Source organism: Pseudomonas sp. CCI3.1, assembly GCF_034313985.1.
Lineage (GTDB): Bacteria > Pseudomonadota > Gammaproteobacteria > Pseudomonadales > Pseudomonadaceae > Aquipseudomonas > Aquipseudomonas psychrophila.
The window spans coordinates 4522737-4546297 of the sequence record NZ_JAVIWO010000001.1; the positions used below are offsets into that span (position 1 = coordinate 4522737).

The 23561-nt window shown below is 50.7% G+C and carries 21 protein-coding genes and 4 pseudogenes; 21 read left to right on the plus strand and 4 right to left on the minus strand.

Annotated elements, in window-relative coordinates:
* The first annotated feature begins 1 nt into the window (after position 1).
* The 7 genes from mltG to RGV06_RS20790 all read left to right on the plus strand — a co-directional run bounded on the left by mltG (position 2) and on the right by RGV06_RS20790 (position 9488).
* Positions 2-1096 carry an endolytic transglycosylase MltG gene (mltG, locus tag RGV06_RS20760; protein ID WP_322151113.1) on the plus strand — a complete coding sequence of 365 codons (1095 nt, stop codon included), beginning with the start codon at positions 2-4 and terminating at the stop codon, positions 1094-1096.
* Between the two features lie 285 nt (positions 1097-1381).
* Positions 1382-2017: a dTMP kinase gene (gene tmk, locus RGV06_RS20765; RefSeq protein ID WP_106117038.1), complete on the plus strand. Its 636-nt coding sequence runs from the start codon at positions 1382-1384 to the stop codon at positions 2015-2017.
* Between the two features lie 158 nt (positions 2018-2175).
* Entirely contained in the window at positions 2176-4005 is a 1830-nt protein-coding gene (locus RGV06_RS20770) for a hypothetical protein (protein WP_322151116.1), read from the plus strand.
* 2 nt (positions 4006-4007) lie between these two features.
* A complete protein-coding gene (locus tag RGV06_RS20775) occupies positions 4008-6113 on the plus strand; it encodes a site-specific integrase (RefSeq protein WP_322151118.1) in 2106 nt (701 codons plus the stop codon).
* A 32-nt stretch (positions 6114-6145) separates the two neighbouring features.
* A complete protein-coding gene (locus RGV06_RS20780) occupies positions 6146-7126 on the plus strand; it encodes a hypothetical protein (RefSeq protein WP_322151120.1) in 981 nt (326 codons plus the stop codon).
* Between the two features lie 380 nt (positions 7127-7506).
* The gene (locus tag RGV06_RS20785) at positions 7507-8412 is read left to right on the plus strand and encodes a hypothetical protein (protein ID WP_322151122.1); all 906 of its coding nucleotides are present in this window, start codon (positions 7507-7509) and stop codon (positions 8410-8412) included.
* 167 nt (positions 8413-8579) lie between these two features.
* Positions 8580-9488: a hypothetical protein gene (locus tag RGV06_RS20790; RefSeq protein ID WP_322151124.1), complete on the plus strand. Its 909-nt coding sequence runs from the start codon at positions 8580-8582 to the stop codon at positions 9486-9488.
* A gap of 349 nt (positions 9489-9837) precedes the next feature.
* Here the strand turns inward: RGV06_RS20790 and RGV06_RS20795 are convergent, their stop codons facing one another.
* The gene (locus RGV06_RS20795) at positions 9838-10338 is read right to left on the minus strand and encodes a helix-turn-helix transcriptional regulator (RefSeq protein ID WP_322151126.1); all 501 of its coding nucleotides are present in this window, start codon (positions 10336-10338) and stop codon (positions 9838-9840) included.
* 164 nt (positions 10339-10502) lie between these two features.
* Between RGV06_RS20795 and RGV06_RS20800 the strand changes: the two genes are divergently transcribed.
* The 7 genes from RGV06_RS20800 (at position 10503) to crcB (RGV06_RS20835) (ending at position 15785) form a co-directional block, all read left to right on the plus strand.
* Complete coding sequence (locus RGV06_RS20800) at positions 10503-10910, plus strand: DUF6957 family protein (protein ID WP_322151128.1); 408 nt, start codon at positions 10503-10505, stop codon at positions 10908-10910.
* Between the two features lie 42 nt (positions 10911-10952).
* Entirely contained in the window at positions 10953-11375 is a 423-nt protein-coding gene (locus RGV06_RS20805) for a hypothetical protein (RefSeq protein WP_322151130.1), read from the plus strand.
* 105 nt (positions 11376-11480) lie between these two features.
* Positions 11481-12209 carry a metallophosphoesterase family protein gene (locus RGV06_RS20810; protein ID WP_322151132.1) on the plus strand — a complete coding sequence of 243 codons (729 nt, stop codon included), beginning with the start codon at positions 11481-11483 and terminating at the stop codon, positions 12207-12209.
* Positions 12210-12314: 105 nt separating this feature from the next.
* A protein-coding gene (locus RGV06_RS20815; RefSeq protein ID WP_322151134.1) for an IS3 family transposase occupies positions 12315-13465 on the plus strand; the annotation gives its coding sequence in 2 pieces (ribosomal slippage) (positions 12315-12552 and positions 12552-13465; 1152 coding nt in all).
* A gap of 75 nt (positions 13466-13540) precedes the next feature.
* Entirely contained in the window at positions 13541-14596 is a 1056-nt protein-coding gene (locus RGV06_RS20820) for an ArsO family NAD(P)H-dependent flavin-containing monooxygenase (protein ID WP_416194583.1), read from the plus strand.
* A 417-nt stretch (positions 14597-15013) separates the two neighbouring features.
* Positions 15014-15364 carry a fluoride efflux transporter CrcB gene (gene crcB / locus RGV06_RS20830; RefSeq protein ID WP_322151136.1) on the plus strand — a complete coding sequence of 117 codons (351 nt, stop codon included), beginning with the start codon at positions 15014-15016 and terminating at the stop codon, positions 15362-15364.
* 16 nt (positions 15365-15380) lie between these two features.
* Positions 15381-15785 (plus strand): fluoride efflux transporter CrcB, encoded by a 405-nt coding sequence (gene crcB, locus RGV06_RS20835; RefSeq protein ID WP_095023947.1) that lies wholly within the window; start codon positions 15381-15383, stop codon positions 15783-15785.
* A 135-nt stretch (positions 15786-15920) separates the two neighbouring features.
* Here crcB (RGV06_RS20835) and RGV06_RS20840 read toward each other — a convergent pair whose 3' ends face one another.
* The gene (locus tag RGV06_RS20840) at positions 15921-17378 is read right to left on the minus strand and encodes a TrkH family potassium uptake protein (RefSeq protein WP_322151138.1); all 1458 of its coding nucleotides are present in this window, start codon (positions 17376-17378) and stop codon (positions 15921-15923) included.
* A gap of 296 nt (positions 17379-17674) precedes the next feature.
* Here RGV06_RS20840 and RGV06_RS20845 point away from each other — a divergent pair, with 296 nt between their 5' ends.
* Together RGV06_RS20845 and RGV06_RS20850 are read left to right on the plus strand one after the other, a co-directional pair.
* Positions 17675-17914 (plus strand): hypothetical protein, encoded by a 240-nt coding sequence (locus tag RGV06_RS20845; RefSeq protein ID WP_322151140.1) that lies wholly within the window; start codon positions 17675-17677, stop codon positions 17912-17914.
* On the plus strand, positions 17911-18042 hold the full coding sequence (locus RGV06_RS20850; RefSeq protein WP_322151142.1) for a hypothetical protein: 132 nt from the start codon (positions 17911-17913) through the stop codon (positions 18040-18042). Before RGV06_RS20845 ends, RGV06_RS20850 begins: the two co-directional genes overlap by 4 nt.
* Here the strand turns inward: RGV06_RS20850 and RGV06_RS20855 are convergent.
* A pseudogene (locus RGV06_RS20855) lies at positions 17995-18369 on the minus strand (anti-virulence regulator CigR family protein); the annotation flags it as partial. The gene RGV06_RS20850 and the pseudogene RGV06_RS20855 overlap by 48 nt on opposite strands.
* Position 18370: 1 nt before the next feature.
* On the opposite strand from RGV06_RS20855, the pseudogene RGV06_RS20860 reads away from it, so the two are divergent.
* From RGV06_RS20860 to RGV06_RS20870, 4 genes and pseudogenes are all read left to right on the plus strand, one after another.
* Positions 18371-18649 (plus strand): annotated as a pseudogene (locus RGV06_RS20860) (STAS domain-containing protein); the annotation flags it as partial.
* A gap of 11 nt (positions 18650-18660) precedes the next feature.
* Positions 18661-18799 (plus strand): annotated as a pseudogene (locus tag RGV06_RS20865) (universal stress protein); the annotation flags it as partial.
* Positions 18800-18892, plus strand: a pseudogene (locus tag RGV06_RS25815) (universal stress protein); the annotation flags it as partial.
* 91 nt (positions 18893-18983) lie between these two features.
* Positions 18984-19517, plus strand: a complete 534-nt coding sequence (locus RGV06_RS20870; RefSeq protein WP_133075653.1) for an NUDIX hydrolase — start codon at positions 18984-18986, stop codon at positions 19515-19517.
* A gap of 112 nt (positions 19518-19629) precedes the next feature.
* Here RGV06_RS20870 and nhaA read toward each other — a convergent pair whose 3' ends face one another.
* On the minus strand, positions 19630-20832 hold the full coding sequence (gene nhaA / locus RGV06_RS20875; RefSeq protein ID WP_095019791.1) for a Na+/H+ antiporter NhaA: 1203 nt from the start codon (positions 20830-20832) through the stop codon (positions 19630-19632).
* A 271-nt stretch (positions 20833-21103) separates the two neighbouring features.
* Between nhaA and RGV06_RS20880 the strand changes: the two genes are divergently transcribed.
* The gene (locus RGV06_RS20880; RefSeq protein ID WP_095019790.1) at positions 21104-23314 is read left to right on the plus strand and encodes an LTA synthase family protein; all 2211 of its coding nucleotides are present in this window, start codon (positions 21104-21106) and stop codon (positions 23312-23314) included.
* Positions 23315-23561: the final 247 nt, after the last annotated feature.

Genomic DNA, 23561 nt, shown 5'->3' on the forward strand with positions numbered 1-23561 from the left:
CGTGAAACGTAAATTCTTGGTGCTGCTGGAGACGGGTCTGGTGCTGGCGGGCTTGCTGCTGGGCGCTAGCGCCTGGAAGCTCAATTCGGCGCTCAACCAACCGCTCAACCTGACGCAGGAACAACTGCTCGATGTACCGGCCGGGGCAACGCCGACCGGTACGTTCAATCGTCTGGAAGCCGACGACACGCTGCGTGACGCGTTCTGGCTGCGCTTGTACTGGCGCTTCAACCTTGAGGGTCAGCCCTTGCACAGCGGCGAATACCGCATGACTCCGGGTATGACCGCCCACGACCTTATCGGTCTGTGGCAGCGCGGCGAAGTGGTGCAATACAGCCTTACCCTGGTTGAAGGCTGGAACTTTCGTCAGGTGCGCAGTGCTTTGGCCAAGCACGAAAAAATCGAACAGACCCTCGATGGCCTGAGCGATAGCGAAGTCATGGCCAAGCTTGGGCATGCAGGCGAATTCCCGGAGGGTCGATTCTTCCCGGACACCTATCGCTTTGTGCGCGGCATGACCGATGCCCAACTGCTGGAAAAGGCCTACGACCGTCTCGAGAAAGTGCTTGCCCAAGAGTGGGAGCAGCGTGATCCAAGCGTGCCTTATGCCACGCCTTATCAGGCGCTGATAATGGCCTCACTGGTAGAGAAAGAAACCGGTGTGCCACAGGAGCGTGGGCAAATTGCCGGGGTTTTCGTGCGCAGGATGAAAATCGGCATGCCGCTGCAAACCGATCCTACGGTGATCTATGGTCTGGGCGAACGCTACAACGGCAAGCTGACACGGGCCCATTTGCGTGAACCCACGCCATACAACACCTATACGATTCCTGGCTTGCCGCCAACGCCCATAGCCATGGTCGGGCGTGAAGCGATTAACGCCGCCTTGCACCCGGTCAGTGGGACAAGCCTGTACTTTGTGGCCAAGGGCGATGGTAGCCACACGTTTTCCGACGATCTGGATGCGCATAACAATGCGGTGCGCGAGTTCCAGATCAAGCGCCGGGCCGATTACCGTTCGAGCCCCGCGCCGACCCCTGCTGCTGAGTCGGCGAGTCCCCCGGCCGAGCCGCAAGGCCCGAAAGACACTGATTAAGGATTGCTGCCTGTGACTGGCTTGTTTATTACCCTGGAAGGCCCCGAAGGCGCGTTATATTACCTTTCGCTTATGTGTAAACCGATCTCAGTAAATGCCCCTTACAAATAATGTAAACCGGCTAGCCTTATCTTTCAGGCTTAAAAGCCAAATCCCTTCCAGGCCCATATGTGAGGAGAGGGTGAGCCAGCTCAGTGGATACGTGGTGCCTTGACGAATACATTTTCTTCTACCACGCTGTAAACCAACCCCACCCATCAACCTACTAGGTAGCAGGAAAAGCAAATGGCAAAAGGTTGCCTAATCGTGTGCGACGGAAATAACGGGGCGGGGAAGTCTTCGGTTATCCGTGCAATTGAAGAACACTTGATTTCTCTAAATCACCAGGTGGTTGTAACTCGTGAACCTGGTGGTACTCGGGTTGGTGAAAAGATTCGAGGGGTAGTACTCGACCCTGAAACCCCCGAGCTCTGCGACACCACTGAGCTCTTGCTGTTCGCAGCTGCTCGCGCTCAGCATTTAAAGGAGAAAATCATCCCTGCGATTGAAGCTGGAATGATTGTGATCTGTGATCGCTTCACGCCTGCCACCATAGCTTTCCAGCACTATGGTAGGGGTATCCCCCTAAGCTTGGTTCAGAGTATCAATAGCTTCGCGCTTGAAGGGTTTGCGCCCGACCTCAACATCATTTTGGACGTAGATCCAGATGTCGGTATGAGGAGGGTAGCGTCACGAGGTGAAGGGCTTGATCGCATGGAGATGCAGCAACGTGAATTTTTGATGAGAGCGCGTGATGGGTTCCTGCGCCAAGCAGAACAGTCGCCCGAAACATTTGTTGTTGTTGATGCTTCCCAGCCGTTTGAAGTTGTGAGTAGCGAAGTGCTCGCGGTTGTTGATAGCTTGCTGGCAAAAGCTGCGTAGGTTTTCTCATGCGATACTTATCTATGTATCGCAGCGAGACAACTTCTACCGCTACTGATCGGACAGTAATCGCCTCAAATTATCTAGAGAGGAAGGATTTCGACTTATCCATACCGTTGCATGGCGGTTTGCACTATGTATTTGTGCGTGGCGTGAAAATGGCTACATACACTAAAGGTTATGAGCTTCGCAGGGCAATTAATGCGTTCCTTGATTTTGCGTCGGAATACAATCGGGTTGTAATTCCCGCGCTGCGAATTGAATCTCTCAATGATATAGGCGTTGAAGAATACGCTGTTTTTGAAGAGTACCTACGTAGAAATGATGAGCGGATATATTTGGCGATTAAGCTTCGCTCCGCCTTGAAACTCATAGCTCGGAATTTCGATGATGGCATGCCCCAGCTAAAACTTCGTAGAATTGAAGAGCCTATATCCACTCCCTCTGAGCCATTGAGCGATCAAGCAGATCAAGATTTTTTTAAGGTTATGCGTAATAAAGTTGATTTGTTAAGGGAGAAGTTGCGCATAAGAGAACAGATCAGAACTGCCCTGCCATACGATAAGTGGGAGGTCTGGTCGATCTGCAGTGAACTCTATCAGGCGAAGCCTAGTCGGCCTTCTCAATGGGAAATTGACCCATTACGCGCCGCTGCTACACTACAGCACGAGGGCTATCCTTTTTTTATTAATAAGTTTCACTTTTCTGCTTATGCCGCTGATGCGAGAGGGGCTTACTTGAGTCCTACTGGTAGAGAACCCCTAGAATTTGTGCTGTCGTGCTGCATTTATTTAGGGTTTTTGAGGCATAGAGCACCGAACTGTATCTCATTGACTGGGTTGTTCAATTTGATGTATCCAACTTCGCAGGATCAAGCGACGCTGGTTATGTTTATTCAGAGGCAATTAGGGTGGAATAAAGAGTCAGTTCTAGCTTTAGACAAAGACGACTTTGTTCACCCTATCTCTGAGCTGGCAAGTGATGACTCAGTGCTGCTGGTTTCTCAAAAGTTTAAATCGCAAGGGCAGGGTGAATTTTACATCAAAGCCAAAGCGGTACTGGCAACTAGTAGTCGCTCTGACCCTTATTCGGGTTACAATCTAATTCAGCTAGCAAGCGATCTCTCTGAAGTCTGTCATAGGGATTTGCGTCATGATCACACTGTCGGTGCTGATGATGTACGACTTCGCTCGCCCTTTCTATTTCTTGGGGAACCTCATCTGCCCTGGAGTCCTTCGGAGAGAATTTACTCTTTTGATGATATGGGAATGTGGAAAGTTGGGGTTAAAAACTTTCTTGAGGATGCGAAACTCGTAGACAATGGAACCCAGTTGGTCAATCCTGCCGACATTCAGCATCGATTGCGAGTGACGTCCATTCAAAATAATAAAAAGGCTCATAACCAACCTTTGGCACTTACAGCCTTAATCTATGGGCACTCTGACCTTACCACCACAGATACCCACTACGACAGTTCGGTGTACGCAATGGTGGATCGCAGGAAACGCTTTCATTCATTCCAGCAACTGTTCATTGAAAAAAGCCAGAGCGGTCAGTTCAAAGGCTTCATGGCGAACAGCGCATCGGCTAAGGTTGAGCTGCCTCGTTTCAGAATCTTTACAATCATTGGACATGAGCGGGCGCTATGGGCTTGTATGGACTCTAGCAAGCCTTCATACCCAGGAAGCACGTCATTGGCAGCAGACGAGCGTTGCACACGACTAGACAAATGCAATGGGTGTGATCAGTGGTGCGTTCTGGAGGACTCATTGCCTTTTTTGATGGAGCGGGAAGCGATGCTGGCGCTTCAGATTGAAAGGGATCCTCTCGCGTATCCTGGGTATTCAACTGAGCTTCAGGTACATCAGCATATTCTCAACACTTGGGGTAACAGTACAGCGTTGGAAGCGGCCAAGGACTATAGGAGTAACTATGACGCGCTATTGCCATTCGATCTGAAGTCTCTCGTAGCTTATCTTGAGGATTGACCATGATTGCCAATGATGATGAGGACGATGATTTCGAGCAGTTGATGCAAGAAATTGATAGTGAAGCCCGACAGGCTGCTGATGCCTATTTCAATAATCTCTATGAGACATCCCACGGGCGCTCCTGTCACTCTTCAGGTGAAGACGTAGCCGAGGAGTCGTCTGTCCCGCTAGAAGACTTATCTAATCGTCAGCGTAAAGGTGGTCTCAAGTTTAAACTGGCCGCTAGTCCCACTGGTGATTTTCCGGTTTCACACTATTCTAATTATAATCAAGGTCGCTGGGTTTTGATGGAGGGAAGAGAGTATTGTGAGATTTCAATAGTAATTAATAATTCGCGTGAGGATTTACAATCGCTTAAGCGCGCAATATCGTACTATTTTTTACCATCCACTAATCCATTTGGGACTATCAAAAGTTACGTTTCGTCAATGAATTATGCAGATGCTTTTAAGTATGTCGAGCGTTTTGTTTTCAAGGATAATCATCTGGACGGTACTGAGGAGTCTCTATCAATTATAAGTTCAGATATGTTGAATCAGGCGCTTGATGAGTGCAAAGTACAGGCATATCCACATTCGTATTATATGTTATTTTTCTATATAAATTTTTGGCTTTCAGTCTCTGTCCAGCAGCTTATACCAAGTGAGCTTTGTCTGGATGTTGATGTTAATGAGATAGATACGCCTGAAAGAAGAAGAGATGTATATGATTATATCGCCGCTAATTTTGTCGGTTGGAAGCCTTTTACAGAGGAAGAACTCCGCTATTTACTAAGCTATGCCTATTTTTGGATAGATGAGGGCATCCCTGTGATTGAGGGTGTCCAGCGCTATCTGCTGACGATACCCAAGGCCCTAGAGTCGGTACACATCACGGCACAGCGTGATACACGATTTGAATCCGTACTGGCACAGCAGGTGAAAGGGATTAACATTGTCGGTTTTGACTATAATACCCTTTCCCAGCGCATGACTTCCTCCTCAGGACGTCACTTGGAATATATTCGACATAGCTATAGCTGGAAAGATAAATACAGGCGCGCTGTCGACAGGGTCAGGAATGCAATTTTTATTCTCTTTTGCCTGATGACTGGAATGCGCAAAAGGGAAATGGCTGCGCTTAAGTTTGAGGATGTTACGCGTGGGGCGGACGGCGTCTGGCGCGTATCCTTCGCTAGGTATAAAACAAGCACCGATCCAAATTATTTGGGGGATGCTGACCACATCAGCATCCCGGATTACTTGGGTGAAGCAATTGATTCGTTCAGGAAACTTCGAATTTTTGGTCACTATTTTCGCAAAGGTTATATTTTTCAACCTGTGAGAGGTGGGGCCACAGTAAACAGACTCGATCGAATGATTGCTAACGTAGCTCGTACTGTCGCAGGAGAGGCTGGCGTTCCTCAATTACATATCCACCGATTCCGTAAGACCATCGCAGAACTTTTGATCAATGAGTCTGAGGCCAATATCGACGTCATTCGAATGATATTTGACCATAGTTCATACGTCATGACACTTCGTTACATTGCGCGCAATCCCTTTTTAGTTTCCTCGGTGGTCGACACCCTCAAGGAACATTTTGCCGAGGATTTCGTAGATGTCGTTCGCGCTATTCATACTGGGGTTTACGCTGGTGATGCAGCGAACAGGATTGCTGATCAAGTGAATAAACGGCCCGAGCTATTCTCAGGCACCGTTTTGAAAACCACAGTAATGCAATATGTAAAGCACCTATTTGAGGGCGGTTCGTCGTTTCGAATCCAGCGCACTTCTCTTGGCACTATATGTATGTCTCAAACATTCCATGAGTGCGACCAACTTCCGCCATGCCTGGCATCCACTACAGGATTAATCTATCCGGCAGGGCCTGATTTTTCCAACTGCCAAATTCATTGTGATAAAAACGTGATTCTTCAGGGGTCTCAAGATGCCATTGAGCATAATCTCAAGTTTTACAGGACGATTCTTGCTAACGGAGCTAGACTCAAGGTTGAGGCAGTCAGAGAACTTGAACTGAAGGTTTCAGTTAATGAGCGATTGCTTAACGAATTATTAGTGTCAGCTGCCAAACATAAAGTGGAGCCTTTCACGGATAGGTCATAAGCTCCTCGAGTTCATCAATGAGGTTCTATACTGTGAGCGTATCTGACACCGAAGAAAGAATAATCACGGTCATCCGCGACCACTTTTTGAGTGGTACGAAGGAAAAGCTGACAGTAGGGATTGTCTCCGAGCGTGCAGGTATATCTAGGCAAGCATTTCACAAGAATTATCTTCACCTTAAAGGATTCATCACTGGTCAGCGCACGGTCGATGAGCTGTTGCTTAGGCAAGGAATCGATGCCTCTAAGGTAATACTACAGACCCAAAAGCTTGTGAGAGAACTTGAGTCGGAGTTGCAGGATGTACTATCCAGGCAAGATGCGAGGTTCAAGGAATTTGAGAACAACATTATAACCTCTTTGATGACAAGTGATATCCTCACTCACCGCGCCAAAGAGTTGACCGCTGAGCTCCGTAAAAAAGCACTTCATGTTGAAAAACTTAAACGTGAATTAGATGAAAAGGAAGTTGAGTTATCATTAATCATTGCTAATACTGGTTCGCATCCACAACCTGTTCTAGGGAAGAAAGTGGATGTTCATGTTTTTAAGCCTGATCTAACCATTGCGGTCGCTAACTTGCCATCGGCTAACGACAAAGAATCCTATATCGTGCTCAAGCGCAAAGCAATTGACGCCATGCAACAAAAAGTACTAAGGCTACTCAAGAAGGGGGCAATAAACGTAATTATTTTTCAGGAGCGATACCTCTGCTCATTTGAGAAATTTATTGATCGCTATTGTTCAAAGCGCGATGAATCGCTTGTGGTCATTAATTTACCAATCTACTCTCGTATTGAAATCAAGGAATTTATACAAGCCCTGAAGGGCGCTGTACCGCTACAGCTATATGTCCCCTATTGCGATAGCGAGGCGGTAATCAACGCGCAGCGTGGTTTCCTATTCAGGAATGTTCCTGAATTTGAGTTCAAGGCTATGGCGAAGGAACCTTTGCCTACGATCTACGACGGCTATGACAAAGTGACGGTCTTCAGGATCGTACAGGGGGATTGAATGATTTCCATCGAGAGACGACAGCTTACCTATCCCCACGTATCCAATCCTGGAAGAATTAGGTCGCATTACGTACTCATTGCCGTGAATCGCGGCAAAAGGACTTTGCTGAGTCATGTAAATCTGTATCTGGAAGACGTGAGCTCCTCTCTTGATACTTCCAATCGGTATTCAAATATTATATCGCTTTTCTACCGGTATCTCTCAACGTTAGAGAAATATCGGACTGTACCAATCTCAAGCTATCACTCTTTAGTCGATAATAACGATATAAAGGAATGGCAAATCCAGCGCGAGGTTAGCCGAGTGGTCGCGCAGTCGACTAGGCCCAGCACAGAAACTATTATTGAGGATGCTAAGAGAATTTATGGCTTCTTTGAATGGCTTCGAAAAAAAGACTATCCAAGCTGCGTGTCTTTTCAGTATGTAACGTGGAGGGCGAACTTCAAGGACGAGGAGCTTTTAGCTCATATCAAACGGAAAGCTCTTACCGTTTTGGACGGGCGGGGGTGCGGGCTCTTGATAGACAATACTTCCAAGATCGCTCCTACTCTTTACCCACAAATTATGAGATGAAGAGCCTAATCTTGGGGTATAAAGATCCAGTCTATGCTGCGCTTTTCAAGCTCTCCCTCGGAACGGCGATGAGGCCTATGGATCTTTGTAAGTTCCCCTACCTGGGCAACGGCCTTAACTCCCACATCAAGCCTTTTGAGTATATGGGTTTAGATGGGGAAAATGTCGAGTACTATGTAAATCAGAGCAAAGGTAATAAATCCCGTAAGATCACCATTCACAAGCTTGACCTTAAAGCCTTGGACGACCATTACATCCAAGAGCATTACGCTCCCCGAGCAGAATTGTACGAAAAACGATTCGGAAAGCCATGTCCTCCATCAATTCTCTTTCTGTCCTCTCGGGGAATACCAGTGACGCCCAAAATGATTTCCCGCCGCACCGTTGCTGCTCGAGCGCGCGCTCGGGCCAGTGATCCGTCTATACGCAAGTCCATTCGTTTTTACGATGCTAGGCACTGGTGGCCGACTAAATTCCTTATCCAGCGATTTAAGGGCGGACTACTGGGGCAAATGAGTGAGGTGCGCGACGCAGCTGCTATGCAGGTTATCAAGAACCAGATGGGGCACAAACATCTGATTACCACCTATAACCACTATGTTGATCATGCTAGGGTGATACTGCGCGCTCATATGGGCTTGGTAAACGAACTCGTCACACATCCCTCGGAGACCGTAGAGCAATTTCTGGAGTCTCCGTCCCTGCTTTGACCCGTCTTTGCCGGGCTCTGCGCGAACGATCTCACTGATCCTAGCTATCAAGCTAGGTCAATACTGTGTCCTCGACCGTCTGACCCAGATTTACTCGACCATTCAGGTTCGCTCTGCTGGCATTATGCTACTGTTGAGTCCTTTCTTGGCTAGCAAGGATGAACGGTATGGTTACAGGCAAGTCAATCACCAGCGTCAATCGAATCATCGCGCACTCGCATGGCGCCCGCGAAATGCTGTTTGTGATTGAGCGAAACAAGCTCGATCAGAACATTGAGGCGCGGCTGGCGATTGATCACCTCAAAAAAGATGGTGACTGGATCCTACCTGCGGGTGTCGGCAAAGTAAGCGAATTCAATGCTCGTGGTAAGGAGATCAAACGGCGAGATCTCCCACTTATCAAGAAATCAGTTCCTCAATACCGTAGCTGGAAAGACTGGCATGGTAACGAGCACAGCGGGGTGCAAATTCGAAGTATGGATGTGTATCCCATTGACTTTGTACGCCCGCCTATGGAGCACCTTTCTCTGAGCGTCATTGATGGGAAAGAGTACATCGTAACCCGCCGGGTGAATTTTGATGAGCTGCCCGCTGCTCTTCTTCACTTGGCCAACCTCATGCTCGAATTCTTCCAGGAGTTTGAGATCTTAGACGTTGGGCGGCAGCGCATTGCAAAGGTGGAGGCGCGCCATCTGCAGTGGGAGTTGCTTCCTCCTGGGAAGTACCCTTGGAAGAACGCTGAGGCCATCGTCAAACCCTATTTGGCCGGTCTGCGGGCGTCAGAGCAGGGAGTGATCGAACATCGGATCAGGGAAATAACTCGATTCGAGCCTGATTTCTTTGCCACGGGCCGAGGGGGTTATCAAGGCTACTTCGTCTTTGGCTTTTCCAAGCGTGGGATTTACTTACTTGAGAGCTCACATTTGGATAACGCCACCTATAGGTTTGGCGAGGATTGGGAAGTCCTATCGACACTGACCAAGGATGAGATCATCAACGGCGATCATGGCCACCAGCGTTTCATTCACGATAAGACCTGGGGCCGTAAGATCCGGCAAATGCTCGCATACGCGTAGGGGGTGTTTACCCTTTGGTATGTCGTTCAAAGACGTGGCCCTCAGAGCATCAGAGATGGCTTCGGCGTCATGAGGCGCCTCTAGCCGTCTCTTCGAATTACCAATGCTACCGGCTAGATGAATTGAACGTCTGGTTATAATGTCTGGGTTTCAGTCTTTTGATGCAGAGCCGGTCACTGTTGATCTCTATGAAGTCACTTTCCTGATCGGGTTCAACGGTTCTAGCAAGGCCGCAACCCTTCAGGCGCTTTGACGATTTTGTAGGCCAGCGCAAACACAAGGTGTCAGATCTTCTGCGACATATAGCCTATCCGTTGGGCCATGGTCTCCGGCCTCGCCTAAATTGCCGTTATACTTTTTGCCAGTACCGATACACCGTTGAGCTGGCCAATCCAAGCCTCTGTGCCACCTCAGCCTGACTCATTCCTAAAGTCTTCAGATCTCTCACAGCATCGGCATTCTTGGTATTGCCAGGCTTACCCGCAGGCCGCTTTTTCAGCTCTTTGCCCACAAACTGACTCCGAACAAGCACCTCTCCTCCTTCTGCTTTGAATGAGTCAAGTTCTGCACGTGCTCTCTCAAGGGTGGTGTCGGTAGGTTCATCCTTCTGGATAGCGACGCATAGGGCTATAAGAGCAATAGGATCAAACTGGAGGGCATCTGCTAATTCGATCAATTTCGCGACCGTGATATTGCTCTTTCCTTGCTCCAGCTTTCCTATGTTTGCTTTTGCACTGACGTCTGCCAAATCACCATAGTCAAATCCCCGGATTGTCCTGATTGCCCTGAGTACTCCGGCGATCTCATTCTTAAGCGACATAGTCAGCCCTAAAAGCGAGGATAGAGCCATAACGCCTGTCTTCCGATAAACCACGTTTGGTGGTAGTATTGAAAGTGCGCGGTGACGCTTTCTCAGAGTTGAGCCGCACAACCATATGTTCATGGTCTTTTGGATATGGGCATGAGGCAGTTTTAGCGCCAAACATATCACATGTATTGTCAGAGGTTTTTTGATTGGAATTTGAAGAAATCCAAGCAGCCAGCGAGCTCCTCTCCACCACTGGAGAGCCACGCTCTGGATCTGGAGAAAGCCAAGAGCGCTTGATTCAACTAGTACAGAGCCGCTTTCCAAACAAAGGTTTTTGCATTGTCCAGCAGTGGACAATCGTGCACGCGATAGCGAGCGATGGGGATCTCACTAAAATCCACGTTCATGGCCACCTGCCGCTCTTTGTTTTCGCCGAAAAAGTCATCCTAGACAGCCGAGGACGCTTCGATTACGGAAATTGGGTGCGCAGTACCATGGCCATTTCATTCCAAGATGGCTTTCTCTTTGAAACCAAAAATACTGTGTACGTTTTGATGGGAGACGGCGACGAAAAGTCGGCCAATCTCGCCGCGATACTGTCTCTTTATCAGTGATGTCAGCTGCAACTGCGGTCTGTAGATCCACGGGAATGCGAAATGTTTAGAAGTCATGAAGCCTTTGCCGAGGGCGCCCCTAATATCTTTGGGGATGGGTATTCAAACTGGCGGATATTTGAACGCCACTTGGCTCATCCTTGGTATCACGTCGTTCTTGAAGAGTGCTTGGATGGCAAGGTGTGGCCACGCACCATGATGATTAGTGACATCGATATGCTCGAAGAAATACTTTCCCAACAAACCAGCGAGTTTGTCGTTACGGAAATTCAGGTCGTCACGCCGGGGTGGATGAACAAAAACGGCAAGTGGATCATGGAGGGGCTTTCGGGGTTGCTGGTGGGATATGACTCCACGGGATGTCGGGTATGTCTTCACAACATAGATGACGAAAAGGCTTATACCGATGCCCCAGGTCGTCTTATTGACGCTCACTCTCTTAAAGGGCTTCGAGTGATTTTTTAATCCAAGTACGTAAACGCAGTCTCTCCTTGCAAGGCGAGCAATGCTCGGAGGCCGGCCGCCGCAGCGGTATCCAAAGTACAACTAAATCGAAACTGGTCGTCCGTTATGAAAATTCAGTTTTACTCTGACCTGCACCTCGAGTTCGCTCGGTTCGATCCCGCCCCAAGCGAAGCGGACGTAGTAATTCTCGCCGGCGACATTGATATCAAATCGCGGGGCGTGAAATGGGCAAGCGAGGTTTTTCAATGCCCAGTGATCTATGTATGCGGTAATCATGAGTACTACGGCGGGCACATAGGTCACACACTGCTAAAGATGAAAAACGCTGCATTGCCCCATGTGCATGTACTCGAAAACGAGATGCTCATTCTCGATGGCACACGCTTTTTGGTCACAACTGCCTGGACGGATTATTCGTCTACGGGTGATGTGGTTGCGGCAAAGAGAATTGCTTGGGATTCGATGAACGATTTCTTGGTGATTCGAGCCGACTTGGATTACAGGCGCTTACGTCCAGACGACTTGGTAGCCAAATCAATGAGGGCTCGCCGCTGGTTAGCCCAGGAACTCGATAAACCCTTCGACGGTAAAACCGTGGTGGTCACACACCATGCACCAGTGTTGGATCACCTGGGTGACGATCACCCTGGACATCTGGCTGCAGCCTATGCGAACGATTGGTCAGAGTTACTTAGTAAGGCTGACCTCTGGATACATGGGCACACGCATTTTGCAGCAGACTTCCTCAAGAATGGGTGCCGAGTGGTTTCCAATCCACGCGGTTATCCGGGTCAAAGGACAGGCTTCGATCCTGGGTGCTTGGTGGTGGTTTGATGGTGAATAGATCTCGTCAGTGTCCTCCATGAGCTCGGAGTTGTGAATCGCCCCGGGTTTCCTAGACACCTCTTTGCCTTAAACTGAGGCCAATTAGGAGGTGCCATGAGCAACCCACGTTATCCCGAAGAATTCAAAATCCAAGCGGTCAATCAAGTGACCGAAAAACAGCTGCCTGTCGCTGATGTAGCGGCCCGTCTCGGTGTGTCGACGCATAGCCTCTATGCCTGGATAAAGCGCTACAGCAAACCTCAAGAAGAACGGCAGCAGGATGATGATCAGCACGCTGAGCTGCGTCGTCTGCGAGCGGAACTCAAGCGCGTCACTGAAGAGCGAGACATATTAAAAAAGGCCGCCGCGTATTTTGCCAAGGAGTGCGGCTGAAGTACGCCTTTATCAAGCAGCACACGGGCGACTATTCGATTCGAAGGCTTTGCCTGACGCTGAAAGTCCATCCCAGCGGTTATTACGCCTGGCTGTCTGAGCCGCAATCGGTACGCGCCAAAGACGACCAGCGACTGCTGGGTTTGATCAAGCACTCCTGGCTTGAGAGCGGCGGCGTTTATGGCTATCGCAAAATCCATGATGATCTGCGCGAGATCGGTGAGGACTGTGGTCGCCATCGTGTGGCGAGGCTGATGCGTCTTGAAGGGTTGCGCTCTCAGACAGGGTATCGACGCCGCCCTGGAAAGCACGGCGGTAAGCCAGCGGTCGCCTCACCTAATTTGCTGAAGCGCCAGTTCGATGTCGTAAAACCCAACAAGGTTTGGGTCACCGACATCACCTACATTCGTACGTATGAAGGCTGGTTGTATTTGGCAGTGGTGCTGGATCTGTTTTCTCGTCAGGTCGTTGGCTGGTCAATGAAGTCGCAGATGACCAGTGATTTGGCCATTGATGCGTTATTGATGGCGGTTTGGAGGCGAAAACCGAAGCAGGAAGTGATGGTTCACAGCGATCAGGGCAGTCAATACAGTAGCTCCGATTGGCGCAGCTTTTTGAAGGCGAACAACTTAATCGCCAGCATGAGTCGTCGTGGCAACTGTCATGACAATGCCGTGGTCGAGAGCTTTTTTCAGCTTCTGAAACGGGAACGGATCAAGCGGAAAATCTACACCACACGGGAAGATGCTCGTAGTGATGTGTTCGATTACATCGAGATGTTTTACAACGCAAAACGTCGTCATGGTTTCAACAATCAGCTGTCGCCGGTAGAGTTTGAAAAACGTTACGTAATGAGCTTGCAAGGTGTCTAGAGAATCCGGGGCGATTCAAACCGACGCAAATGAAGCTGAAAGAATGAGCATGGAGTAATAGCGGTGAATCCAAATATGAAATTTGATGTCGTAGTAATTGGCGGCGGCCAATCCGCACTCGCAACCGCCTATTTTCTGAAGCGTTCAGGTATGTCATTCGTGCTACTTGATGCAGACCCGGCGCCAGGAGGCGCATGGCAGCATGGGTGGGATTCACTCCGACTATTTTCTCCGTCTTCATGGAGTTCGATTGCAGGCTGGCCTATGCCTGCTGTGTCGGAAGAAACGCCTAGCCGTGACGATGTTGTCGATTATCTGACTCAGTATGAAAAGCGATACAACTTTCCCATCATTCGTTCTACGTGGGTATCCCGTGTTGAGAGAATTGAAGACGGTTTGCGCGTTGTTTCGGGGGATAGATATTGGGATGCCAGAGCGGTCATCAGTGCAACAGGCACTTGGAACCGTCCATTCATTCCAAGTTATTTAGGGCAGGAGTTGTTTTTAGAACAGCAGCTTCATTCCGCTCATTATGTAGGCCCGAATAGGTTTGAGGGAAAGACCGTCCTTGTCGTGGGCGGGGGGAACTCGGGAGCCCAGATTTACGCCGAGGTTTCCAAAGTAGCCCAGGCAACCTGGGTGACTCAAGAAGTCCCAAGGTTTCTGCCTGATGAGGTTGACGGCCGCGTCCTGTTCGAACGAGCTACGGCTCGATTGAAAGCCCAGCAGGAGGGCTCAGAACCTAAAGAACTCATAGGTGGGCTAGGTGATATCGTTATGGTTCCATCGGTAAAAGAGGCTCGTGAACGCGGTGTGCTGAACGCGGTACGACCGTTCACTCATTTTACTCCGACAGGTGTCGTATGGCCGTCAGGACATGAGACGACGGTGGATGTCGTTATCTGGTGCACCGGGTTTTTTCCAGCGCTAGACCACCTTACCAACCTAGGCCTTGTAGGCCAGGACGGCAAAGTAGCAGTGGACGAAAACCGAAGTGTTGATTTACCCAATTTATGGCTGGTGGGTTACGGCGATTGGACGGGGCTCGCTTCTGCAACATTAATCGGCGTGACCCGTACTGCACGAGATGTGGTCAAACAAGTGCATAGCTATCTCGCGGGCGTAGCCTGATGGTTCGTAGTAGATCAAGCGCACCTACTATGACGCGACTTTAAGCTTGGGAATCAATGCCCACTATCAGTACTTCTGCGCAGAAGATGCTCAATGAGCGTTGATTGGGTCAGCCTCATACCTTGGACTTTACGACCTTAAGCCCTAAGTGGCGCCTCCTTATAAACACGGGTTTCTGTTGCGGTCACGCCACTTTTCTATATTTTCAGCCGAAACGGTTGCTTTGAAGCAAGAGGGCGGACAGGGCTGTACAGTCCCACTTATGTCGGTACTGGCTTGCCTACCATGCAGGCGACGTGTCCTATCGATTGATGCCTCATTCATGTCTACGCGGTTTTTATCAACTAGAGTTCCCTGAAATTATCAACTGGCACGAGAGGGAACTTCATAACTGCGCTGGATGTTTTTTGGGTCGGATTGGGGGGCGGGCTGGGGTCTTTGCTGCGCTGGTGGATCGGACTGCGGGTGGGGCAGATCTATAAGGGATCATTCCCGCTGGGCACGTTTTTGATCAACGTCAGTGGCGCCTTTGTGATCGGCTACTTGAGCATTCTGTTTACCGTTGACTGGCGTGACCGCTACGGCGACTTCCTGAGTGCTGCCGTGCTCACTGGTATTCTTGGCGGCTACACAACGTTCAGTAGCATGCAGCTGGATGCTTCCAAACTGATCAAGGCGAAGGATCGTGCATGGGCGGCAGGTTATCTGATCATCTCGGTACTGGTCGGTCTGGCCGCCGCCGCATTCGGCGCCTGGCTGGCGCGCTGACACAGGAGCAAACACCATGTTGAACATGATTATTCTGATTTTCGTCGGCGGCGCGTTTGGCGCCATGTGCCGCGAATTTGTCATGCTGTCAGTGCCGCGCTTGGCCGACGGCTTTCCCATGGATATTTTTGTCGTCAATATCGTCGCCGCCTTCCTGCTGGGGGTGGCCACGTCGCTGTTCAAGAGCAACCGGATCAATCAATACGTACACGTCATGGTAGGCACCGGGATCATGGGCGGCCTGTCGACGTTCTCAAGCTTTGTCTTTGGCGCCGTGGAGATGATGAAAGATCCCGCCAGTGTGTTCGTGTCCATCAGTTATCTAGTGCTCAGTCTAGTCATCGGATTTGCTGCAGTGGAGTTGGGCCTCGTAGCCGGGGCCAAGGTCTCGCCAATACCAGCAGCGGACTCTTCGCACTAAACGTTCCTGATACATAAATAGCCCTTGAGTATTGAGGGCTTTTTATTTCGTATATTTGTAGCCCTCCGGGCTTCATGCTGGGTTGGCTAAAATCTAACCAACCAGAATCTTAGATGGCCACTTTCTTAATCATCATTAGTACCTCCAAAAAACGGGTGTGATAAGTACCAGTACAGTGAGTATCTCTAATCGGCCCAGTAGCATGCCGATGGTGAGCAACCATTTTGCTGCGTCGGGTAATGATGAGAAGTTACCAGCAGGCCCGATGATGGTGCCAATTCCAGGGCCCACGTTACACACCGCAGTAGCCGCGCCACTCAATGCCGTTGTCCAGTCCAGGCCGATCAAGGCAAGTCCTAAGGCGATAATTGCAATGGTGATGCTGAAGAAAAATGAGAAAGTCAAAAGCGAGCGTAGTATTTCCTCGTCAATTGGATGGCCATTGTACTTCTTCTGAATCACGGATCTTGGATGGATTAGTTGCTTTAAGCTACCTATCAGTAAAGTCGCAGCAACCTGAAAACGGAAGATTTTGAGGCCCCCAGCTGTGGAGCCCGAACATCCTCCAACAAAGGTCAAATAGAAGAACAAAAGAACTGCAAAGCTCCCCCAGAGCGTGTAATCGCCAACAGCAACTCCGGTAGTAGTGACCACAGAGGTCACGTTGACTGCGACGATACGAAACGCATCCCACCATCCGTAATCGCTGTGATAACAGAGCCATGTCCCTACGGCCAGCCAGGTCACAATCAAGAATCCAATAAATCCACGTACTTGGTGATCTTTAATCAGCGCACGCCGGTTGCCGCGCAATGTCGCAACATACAAGGTAAACGGTAGACTACCCAGAATCATGATGACCACAGCTATCCAGTGGATCGCTGGCTGCGTCCAATGCCCCAGTGAAGAGTCCGAAGTCGAGAATCCTCCAGTTGAGATCAAGGACATGGCGTGGTTGACCGCTTCAAACGGCGTCATTCCAGCGACCCAAAGAGCTAGCGCTCCGAGCCCCGTGAGTCCCAAGTAGAGAAAGAGGATGTATTTGGCGGCCACATGGGAGCGAGGCGTTACTTTTTCCGACCAGTCTGAGGACTCTGTCTGGAAGAGACGCATACCACCCACCCGCAACAGTGGAAGGATCGCTACAGCCATGCCTATGAAGCCTATACCGCCGAGCCAATGCAGCATTGAGCGCCAGATCAATAATCCCGGTGAAGCGGTATCCAAGCCAGTGAGTACCGTTGACCCTGTAGTTGTGATGCCCGACATTGTTTCAAAGAATGCATCGGTGTAACTGATGTCGCTGATAAACACCATTGGCAGCGATGCGAAGATGCACACCACAACCCAACTGCCAGTAGTTAGCAGGTACATATCCCTGGGACGAAGCTGGGCGGTATCTGGGCGTCCTCGTGCGATCAACAGAAGGCCGCAGACAGATGTGATTAAGCTAGACCACAGGAAAGCTGAAAGATCGCCACCATCCCGCTCATAGACCGCCAGTGTGATCATTGGGATAATCATGCTTATAGCTAGCGTGATTAGAAAAATGCCTAAGATGAATCCGATAAGCCGTAGTCCTGCGAGAGACATATAAAATAGCCTGATGAATTAGCGCAGTGCAGTATTGGATGCTCCATCTTTAGGGGTTGTAAAATTTTCGTAAAATCTTTAATAAATTAGGGCGGCAGCGCACACCAGCATCTTGCGGACGTTGGCGGTAACCGTCCGGGCAATACACCTCCCTGATGCCATCGCTTAAGGCGATGGTTTCCACCTAAATTAAGCGGACACCCATGCCACAAGAACGCCGTTCCTATTCTAAATCCTTCAAGGCCTAAGTCATTGCCGAGTGTGCGCAGCCTGACACCTCGATTGTCAATGTTGCCTTGACCTACAACCTCAATGCCAACCTCGTCCATAAATGGATTCGGGTGCGTACGCAAAAAAATCTGGCGCTTAAAAGTGCCTTTATTCCGGTAAAGACGCCGCCATCGGCAGCGGTGCATCAAGTCCTTCCCAGCACGATCCTGATCGAAGTGCCTCATTCAAAAGGCGTAGTCGTTGTGAGCTGGCCGGCAGAAAATGCAGCGGCGTGTTCCGCTTTCCTACGAGAGCTGCTGCGATGATCAGCATCGACTCCATCTGGCTCGCCACCGAGTCTGTGGACATGGGGGCCGGCACTGAAACCGCAGTCGCCATTCAGGCATTAATCAAAAGCCCCGTTGAGCACTTCGTAAATGAGCCCGGTTGCTAGTGCGACGAGTATCAAGTCGGTGCCCGCCTGCTGCCATTCGTATCCATCATAATGCGGCAGCCTGCCGATCAATCGACCATCTAGCTTTTTCGCGATACCTGGTGGAAGAGGCTTGCCGCGAGCGAGGTTTTTCTGAATGCCGGGTGGCAAAGCAGGGCCTGGACTCCAGTAGTCCCGATATCCGTCAACAATCCCAAGAATGCTTCCCCGATTGATACTTGGGCCGTGATTCCAATCGCCGCCCCCGGAGTTTTTGCCTTTGCTTCCCTGGCCGGCCTGATTGCCATGGACTTGGCTGTTTTGCTGGTTTCCCTTGCCGTTTCCCTGGACTTACCACGTCGTGGGCCAGGTGTTCTTTAGCTCTGCGGACAAGTTCACTGAAGTCTTTGACTTCAAGGAAGCTCTCAACAAAGTCACCATCGATCTCATACAGGCGCATTTCTGGGATATCACTGCCGTCGCAGCGCTGGATAAGGTCGTGATCAAGTTCCGTCGTGAAGGCGCTGAGGTTGAAGTGCTCGGTCTCAATGAAGCCAGCGCAACAATCGTTGACCGCTTCGGTGTACATGACAAACCCGGTGCCATCGACAAGCTCATGAGCCACTAAGGAGAACGACAATGACCCACGTAATGGCATGCATTGATAACTCACAATCCTCATTGACGGTCTGCGATTACGCAGCATGGGCCTCGCAACGACTCAGCGCTCCCCTGACCTTGCTTCATGTGCTGGATAAGGAGAAATATCCTGCATCCGTACGAGCACTCTCGCATCAGGCAGTTTCTGGTAGGCAGCACGACCACGACGATGCTGCGAACATCCACTTTACCCGTATTGCTGCTTCGCTGAGCCAATTCCATTGGCCACAGTATTTCCAGAACTGCGGAAATGCCGTGGCCATTCTGGACGATGACTACTGATCTTGCCGTAACGAGACCACATGCAACTCATAACTGAAATTGTTCACCCCGAGCTGAAATCCAAACAGGGCAGAGTATTCCGTCGACATGCAGCACGCGGCATCGTGATTCGGGATGATCAGATCCTGTTGCTGTTCACCGAGCGCTATAACGACTTCAGCTTTCCTGGAGGCGGTCTTGATGGTGACGAGGACATTGTCACAGGCCTGAGGCGTGAGCTTGAGGAAGAGACTGGTGCCCGTGAAATACAGGTACTCCAGCACTACGGTTATATCGAGGAGTACCGGCCCTACTGGAAGCCACAGTACGATCTGATGCACATGACCTCGCATTTTTATCAATGCGAAGTCGCGCCCCAGCTAGCGCCCGTGAGAATGGAAAGCCACGAAATCGCTAATGGTATGCGGCCTGTCTGGATCAACCTGCATGAAGCCATAACGCATAATGAAGCCGTGATGCAGCGTCAGGAGTCATCGATGGGGCAGTCAATTCAGCGCGAAACGTTCATGCTGAAAAAAGTCGCGTCCGAGTTGATGCCGCCAATCAGCCTTTGAGGGGCTATCTCAGCAGCTTGTGGCGTAAAGCACGATGACCTCACTTCGCGAGACGATGTTCCAGCCACAGGATTTCTGTCTGGGAGAAACTCCGTGGCCGGCTCGCTTACGCTTATTTAGAGACCGTGGCAGCGACAATGGCGGGCCCAGCGCTGCGTCGCAAAATCAGGACTCCACCGATTGCAGCCAAGGTCGAACCGATCAACACACCGACTTTTACTTCGTCGATCAGGTGAGCTGATCCAGCAAACGCCAGGTTTCCGATGAACAGGCTCATGGTAAAGCCGATGCCACACAAGAGCGCAACGCCGTAAAGCTGTGCCCAATTGCTGCCTTCCGGCAGTTTGGCCAAGCCCATACGAATGGCCAGAGCAGCCAATAGGAAAATGCCAATCTGCTTGCCCACCAACAAGCCGAGCGCAACACCCAGCGGAACCGGATCGACTAGGTTTTCCATCGAAATACCGGCTAATGAAACACCCGCGTTGGCGAAGCCGAAAATCGGCACCACAGCGAATGCTACCCACATGTGCAGCTTCTCTTCTAGGAAGAGCAGTGGAGACCTGGCTTCCTCTTCTGGCTTGCCCATTGGGACACACAGTGCAACGGCAACACCCGCAAGAGTGGCATGCACCCCCGACTGCAGCACGAAGAACCACAGCACACCACCGACCAGCATATATGGGAATAATCGTCTGACGCCCAATCGATTCATTGCGATCAGAATGACTAGGGTTGCGAGCGATGCCAGCAACATCGGCATGGAAAGACCAGTGGTGTAGAAAAAGGCGATGATAACCACAGCACCCAGGTCGTCAATGATCGCCAAGGCAGCGAGGAAGACCTTCAGCGACGTAGGGACTCGCTTCCCCAGCAACGACAAGACGCCCAAGGCGAATGCGATGTCGGTAGCGGCTGGAATAGCCCACCCCTTCAACGTCTCAGAATTACCCCAGTTGATTGCGATGTAAATAAGCGCAGGCACAACCATGCCACCGACGGCACCAAATCCAGGCAAGGCGCGCTGTCCCCAAGTGGAGAGCCCTCCTGCCAGAACCTCTCTCTTGATCTCGAGTCCGACCATCAGGAAGAAGATCGCCATCAAGCCATCATTGACCCAATGCTCGACAGACATGCCCAACCAGACACTGTGCAAGGCTGCAAAATAACTTTGCGAGAGAGGCGAGTTGGCCACGATTAGTGCCGCGAGTGCTGCGCCCATCAGCACAAGACCGCCAGCGGACTCCGACGACAGGAAGCGAGCCAGAATCGCGGCTGCTCTAGGGGTTTCGGCTTTAGCTTGATGATTAGTCATCAACGTCCTTGGGATCACTTCAAAGGTAATATATTAACACTTGGCCCATACATGCGCGGCGGGGTTAAACAGCCTGAAACAGTTAATGCTGAAGGGCATAGTCAGCGAGCATTCCTCAACGCAAGCCTCTGAAATAGGGCTTACGTCCAAGCACCAATGCCGTCACTGACTCGATCCACCGTCTCCTTTTCGAATAACCCGATGAGTCGTCCCACTGCTTGATACCATCCAGCACACTTATATGAAGATTTAATGTCTGGAAGGCCTTTGCGTGAACGTTATCCATCGCTGGTTAAGTCAACCCCGTGCACGTCTCATCGCCTTGATCGGACTGGTTCTGATCATGCCTTTGTGCCTGCGTGCAGCTCTGGGTTGGTCGAATCCACTTGGCTATCTTTCAGATCTGGGAATTGCGAGCCTGCTCATCGTACTCTTGCATCGCTGTCCTTGGTGGTTAGCGCTACCGGTATTGCTGGCATGGGGGCTTATGACTCTGGCGACTGCCGAACTGGTCAGCGCGGTCGGTAGGCTTCCCAACTCATCAGACCTGCACTACCTGATCGACCCTCAGTTTTTGGAAAACTCTACCGGGGGTGGTTTCGCCCAGCCTTGGCTGGCCGCTACTCTGTTTCTTGGGCTGGTGGTTTGGCTGGTCACGCAGTACCTAGGACGCTCCGCTACGTCTCCGAGCTTGCCACGAAACGCGTGGGCAGCACCGCTACTGCTGTTGATCACCCATTGGGGTGCTCAGCACCTGTACCCCTCAGAAGAAGACCAGTGGCGCTTGTTCAACCTGCCACATCAGTTGATGGCCGCGAGCGTTGGCGATGTTCAGGCAAGCGCAGAAGAGTGGCTGGAGCGTGATGTTGTCGATGTTCCACCGCAAATGGCGGGGCTTACTCAACTCGATCTGGACGGACAGAAATTGCTCGCGGCACCAGGGCGGGCGCGAAATGTGTTGATCATCGCGCTGGAAGGTATTCCTGGTGCCTACGTTGGCGTCAACCGCCAAGCCCTGCACAGCAGCTATCAAGAAAATCTCATGCCCAACCTCAGTCGCTGGGCAGAACGCGGAATGAATACGCCGGATTATGTACTGCATAGCCATCAAACCATTCGCGGCCTTTACGCTATGCTTTGCGGCGATTACGACAAACTGGACAACGGAACGCCCAAGGGGGTTGAGATGTTGACCCAGAACAAACGGAACAAGGCGTGCCTCCCAGCCCAACTGCACAAGAACGGATTCGCCACGCACTACCTTCAGGGTGCAGGCCTTAGATTCATGGCCAAAGACAAGATCATGCCGCACATTGGCTTCGATGCTACCCACGGCTTGGAATGGTTCACCAATAGTAACTATCTAGATTTTCCTTGGGGCAAAGACGACAAGGCGTTCTTCGAAGGGGCACTCGACTACGTCGGCCAGCTGAAAAAGCAGAAAAAACCATGGATGCTGACCCTGCTGACCGTTGGCACCCACCAACCCTATTCGGCCCCTCAGGACTATCTTGAGCGCTACGACACACCCAAGCAGGCTGCCGTCGGATATCTGGATGATGCCCTAGGGCAATTCCTCAACGGCCTGGAACGCCAAGGCATCTTGAAAAACACCTTGGTGGTGATCACCTCGGACGAATCTCACGGAATTGATGGAGTGCGCCTAGCTTCCTCTTGGGGTTTCAACCTGATGTTAGCGCCCGAGCAGGATCAGTTGCCCAAGGTAAAGTCTGGGGTCTACGGGCATGTCGATCTGAGTGCCTCAATACTCGACTATTTCGCCTTACCTGTCCCCTCAGCCTTGAGCGGTCGCTCGCTGTTTCGTGACTATGAAACAGGCCGCGAGATCATGTCGTTCACCAACGACAAGCTGCGTTATCACGATGGCCAAGGCACCTTGATCGAGTGTGACTTTCAACAACGTTGCAGGAATTACAATAGCGCAGGGTTCATTGCCGACCACGCTACCCTTGCTGGACAGTACGGGGGCAAACGAGCACGAGAAATCACATCAAAAGCCTCGGCGCTGGATCATTCGCTGATCCGGACACCGTTGAACCAGCACTACCAGTTCGGCAGTCCCACCATCATCCCGCTTCAGGCACAGATCAAGGATGACTGGGCTGACAACCTGATCGGTGCTCAGTATCTGGAAATGCCCAAGGGCTCACAAACACGCGTGCGCCTGACCGTGCGCTCTTTAGATCCACAGCAGAACGCTTACATCCTGCTGAAAGCCAAGGAGTTGGAGCAGGATGTGCCACTGGGGCTGCCAGCAGAAATGGTCGTCACTGCCGATCAGCCGCTGGAGATGGACTTCAGTTTCGATAATACGCAGCCGCGTAAAGCGTTCTCGTTCCACCTGCTTGGCTATGGGCTAGGTGCCGTTGAAGTGAGTGACTTCAGCGTTATTACCGAGCTGCTAGAAGCACCGGAGGCGCTGGAAGAGTCCCAGGTTGATAACGTAGCTAAATCAAGTTAGGGCGCTATGCATAACTGGGATTAAGTTGAAAGCATTAATATTCCGGGTTTTACAAGGCAACACAGGAATATTGCAAAAACTGCATGCCATATAGTGAATAAACAGAGTTTTCTTAAAAGCAGCAGTAGTATTTATGCCTCCCCGTTTTTGCTTCGCGCAGTGCTCGGTTGCATGCAATATTAGATAAAAATCTAGAAGATTAAACTTCTCACCAAAACATTTTGTCACATTAATTGCTGCTGATAGT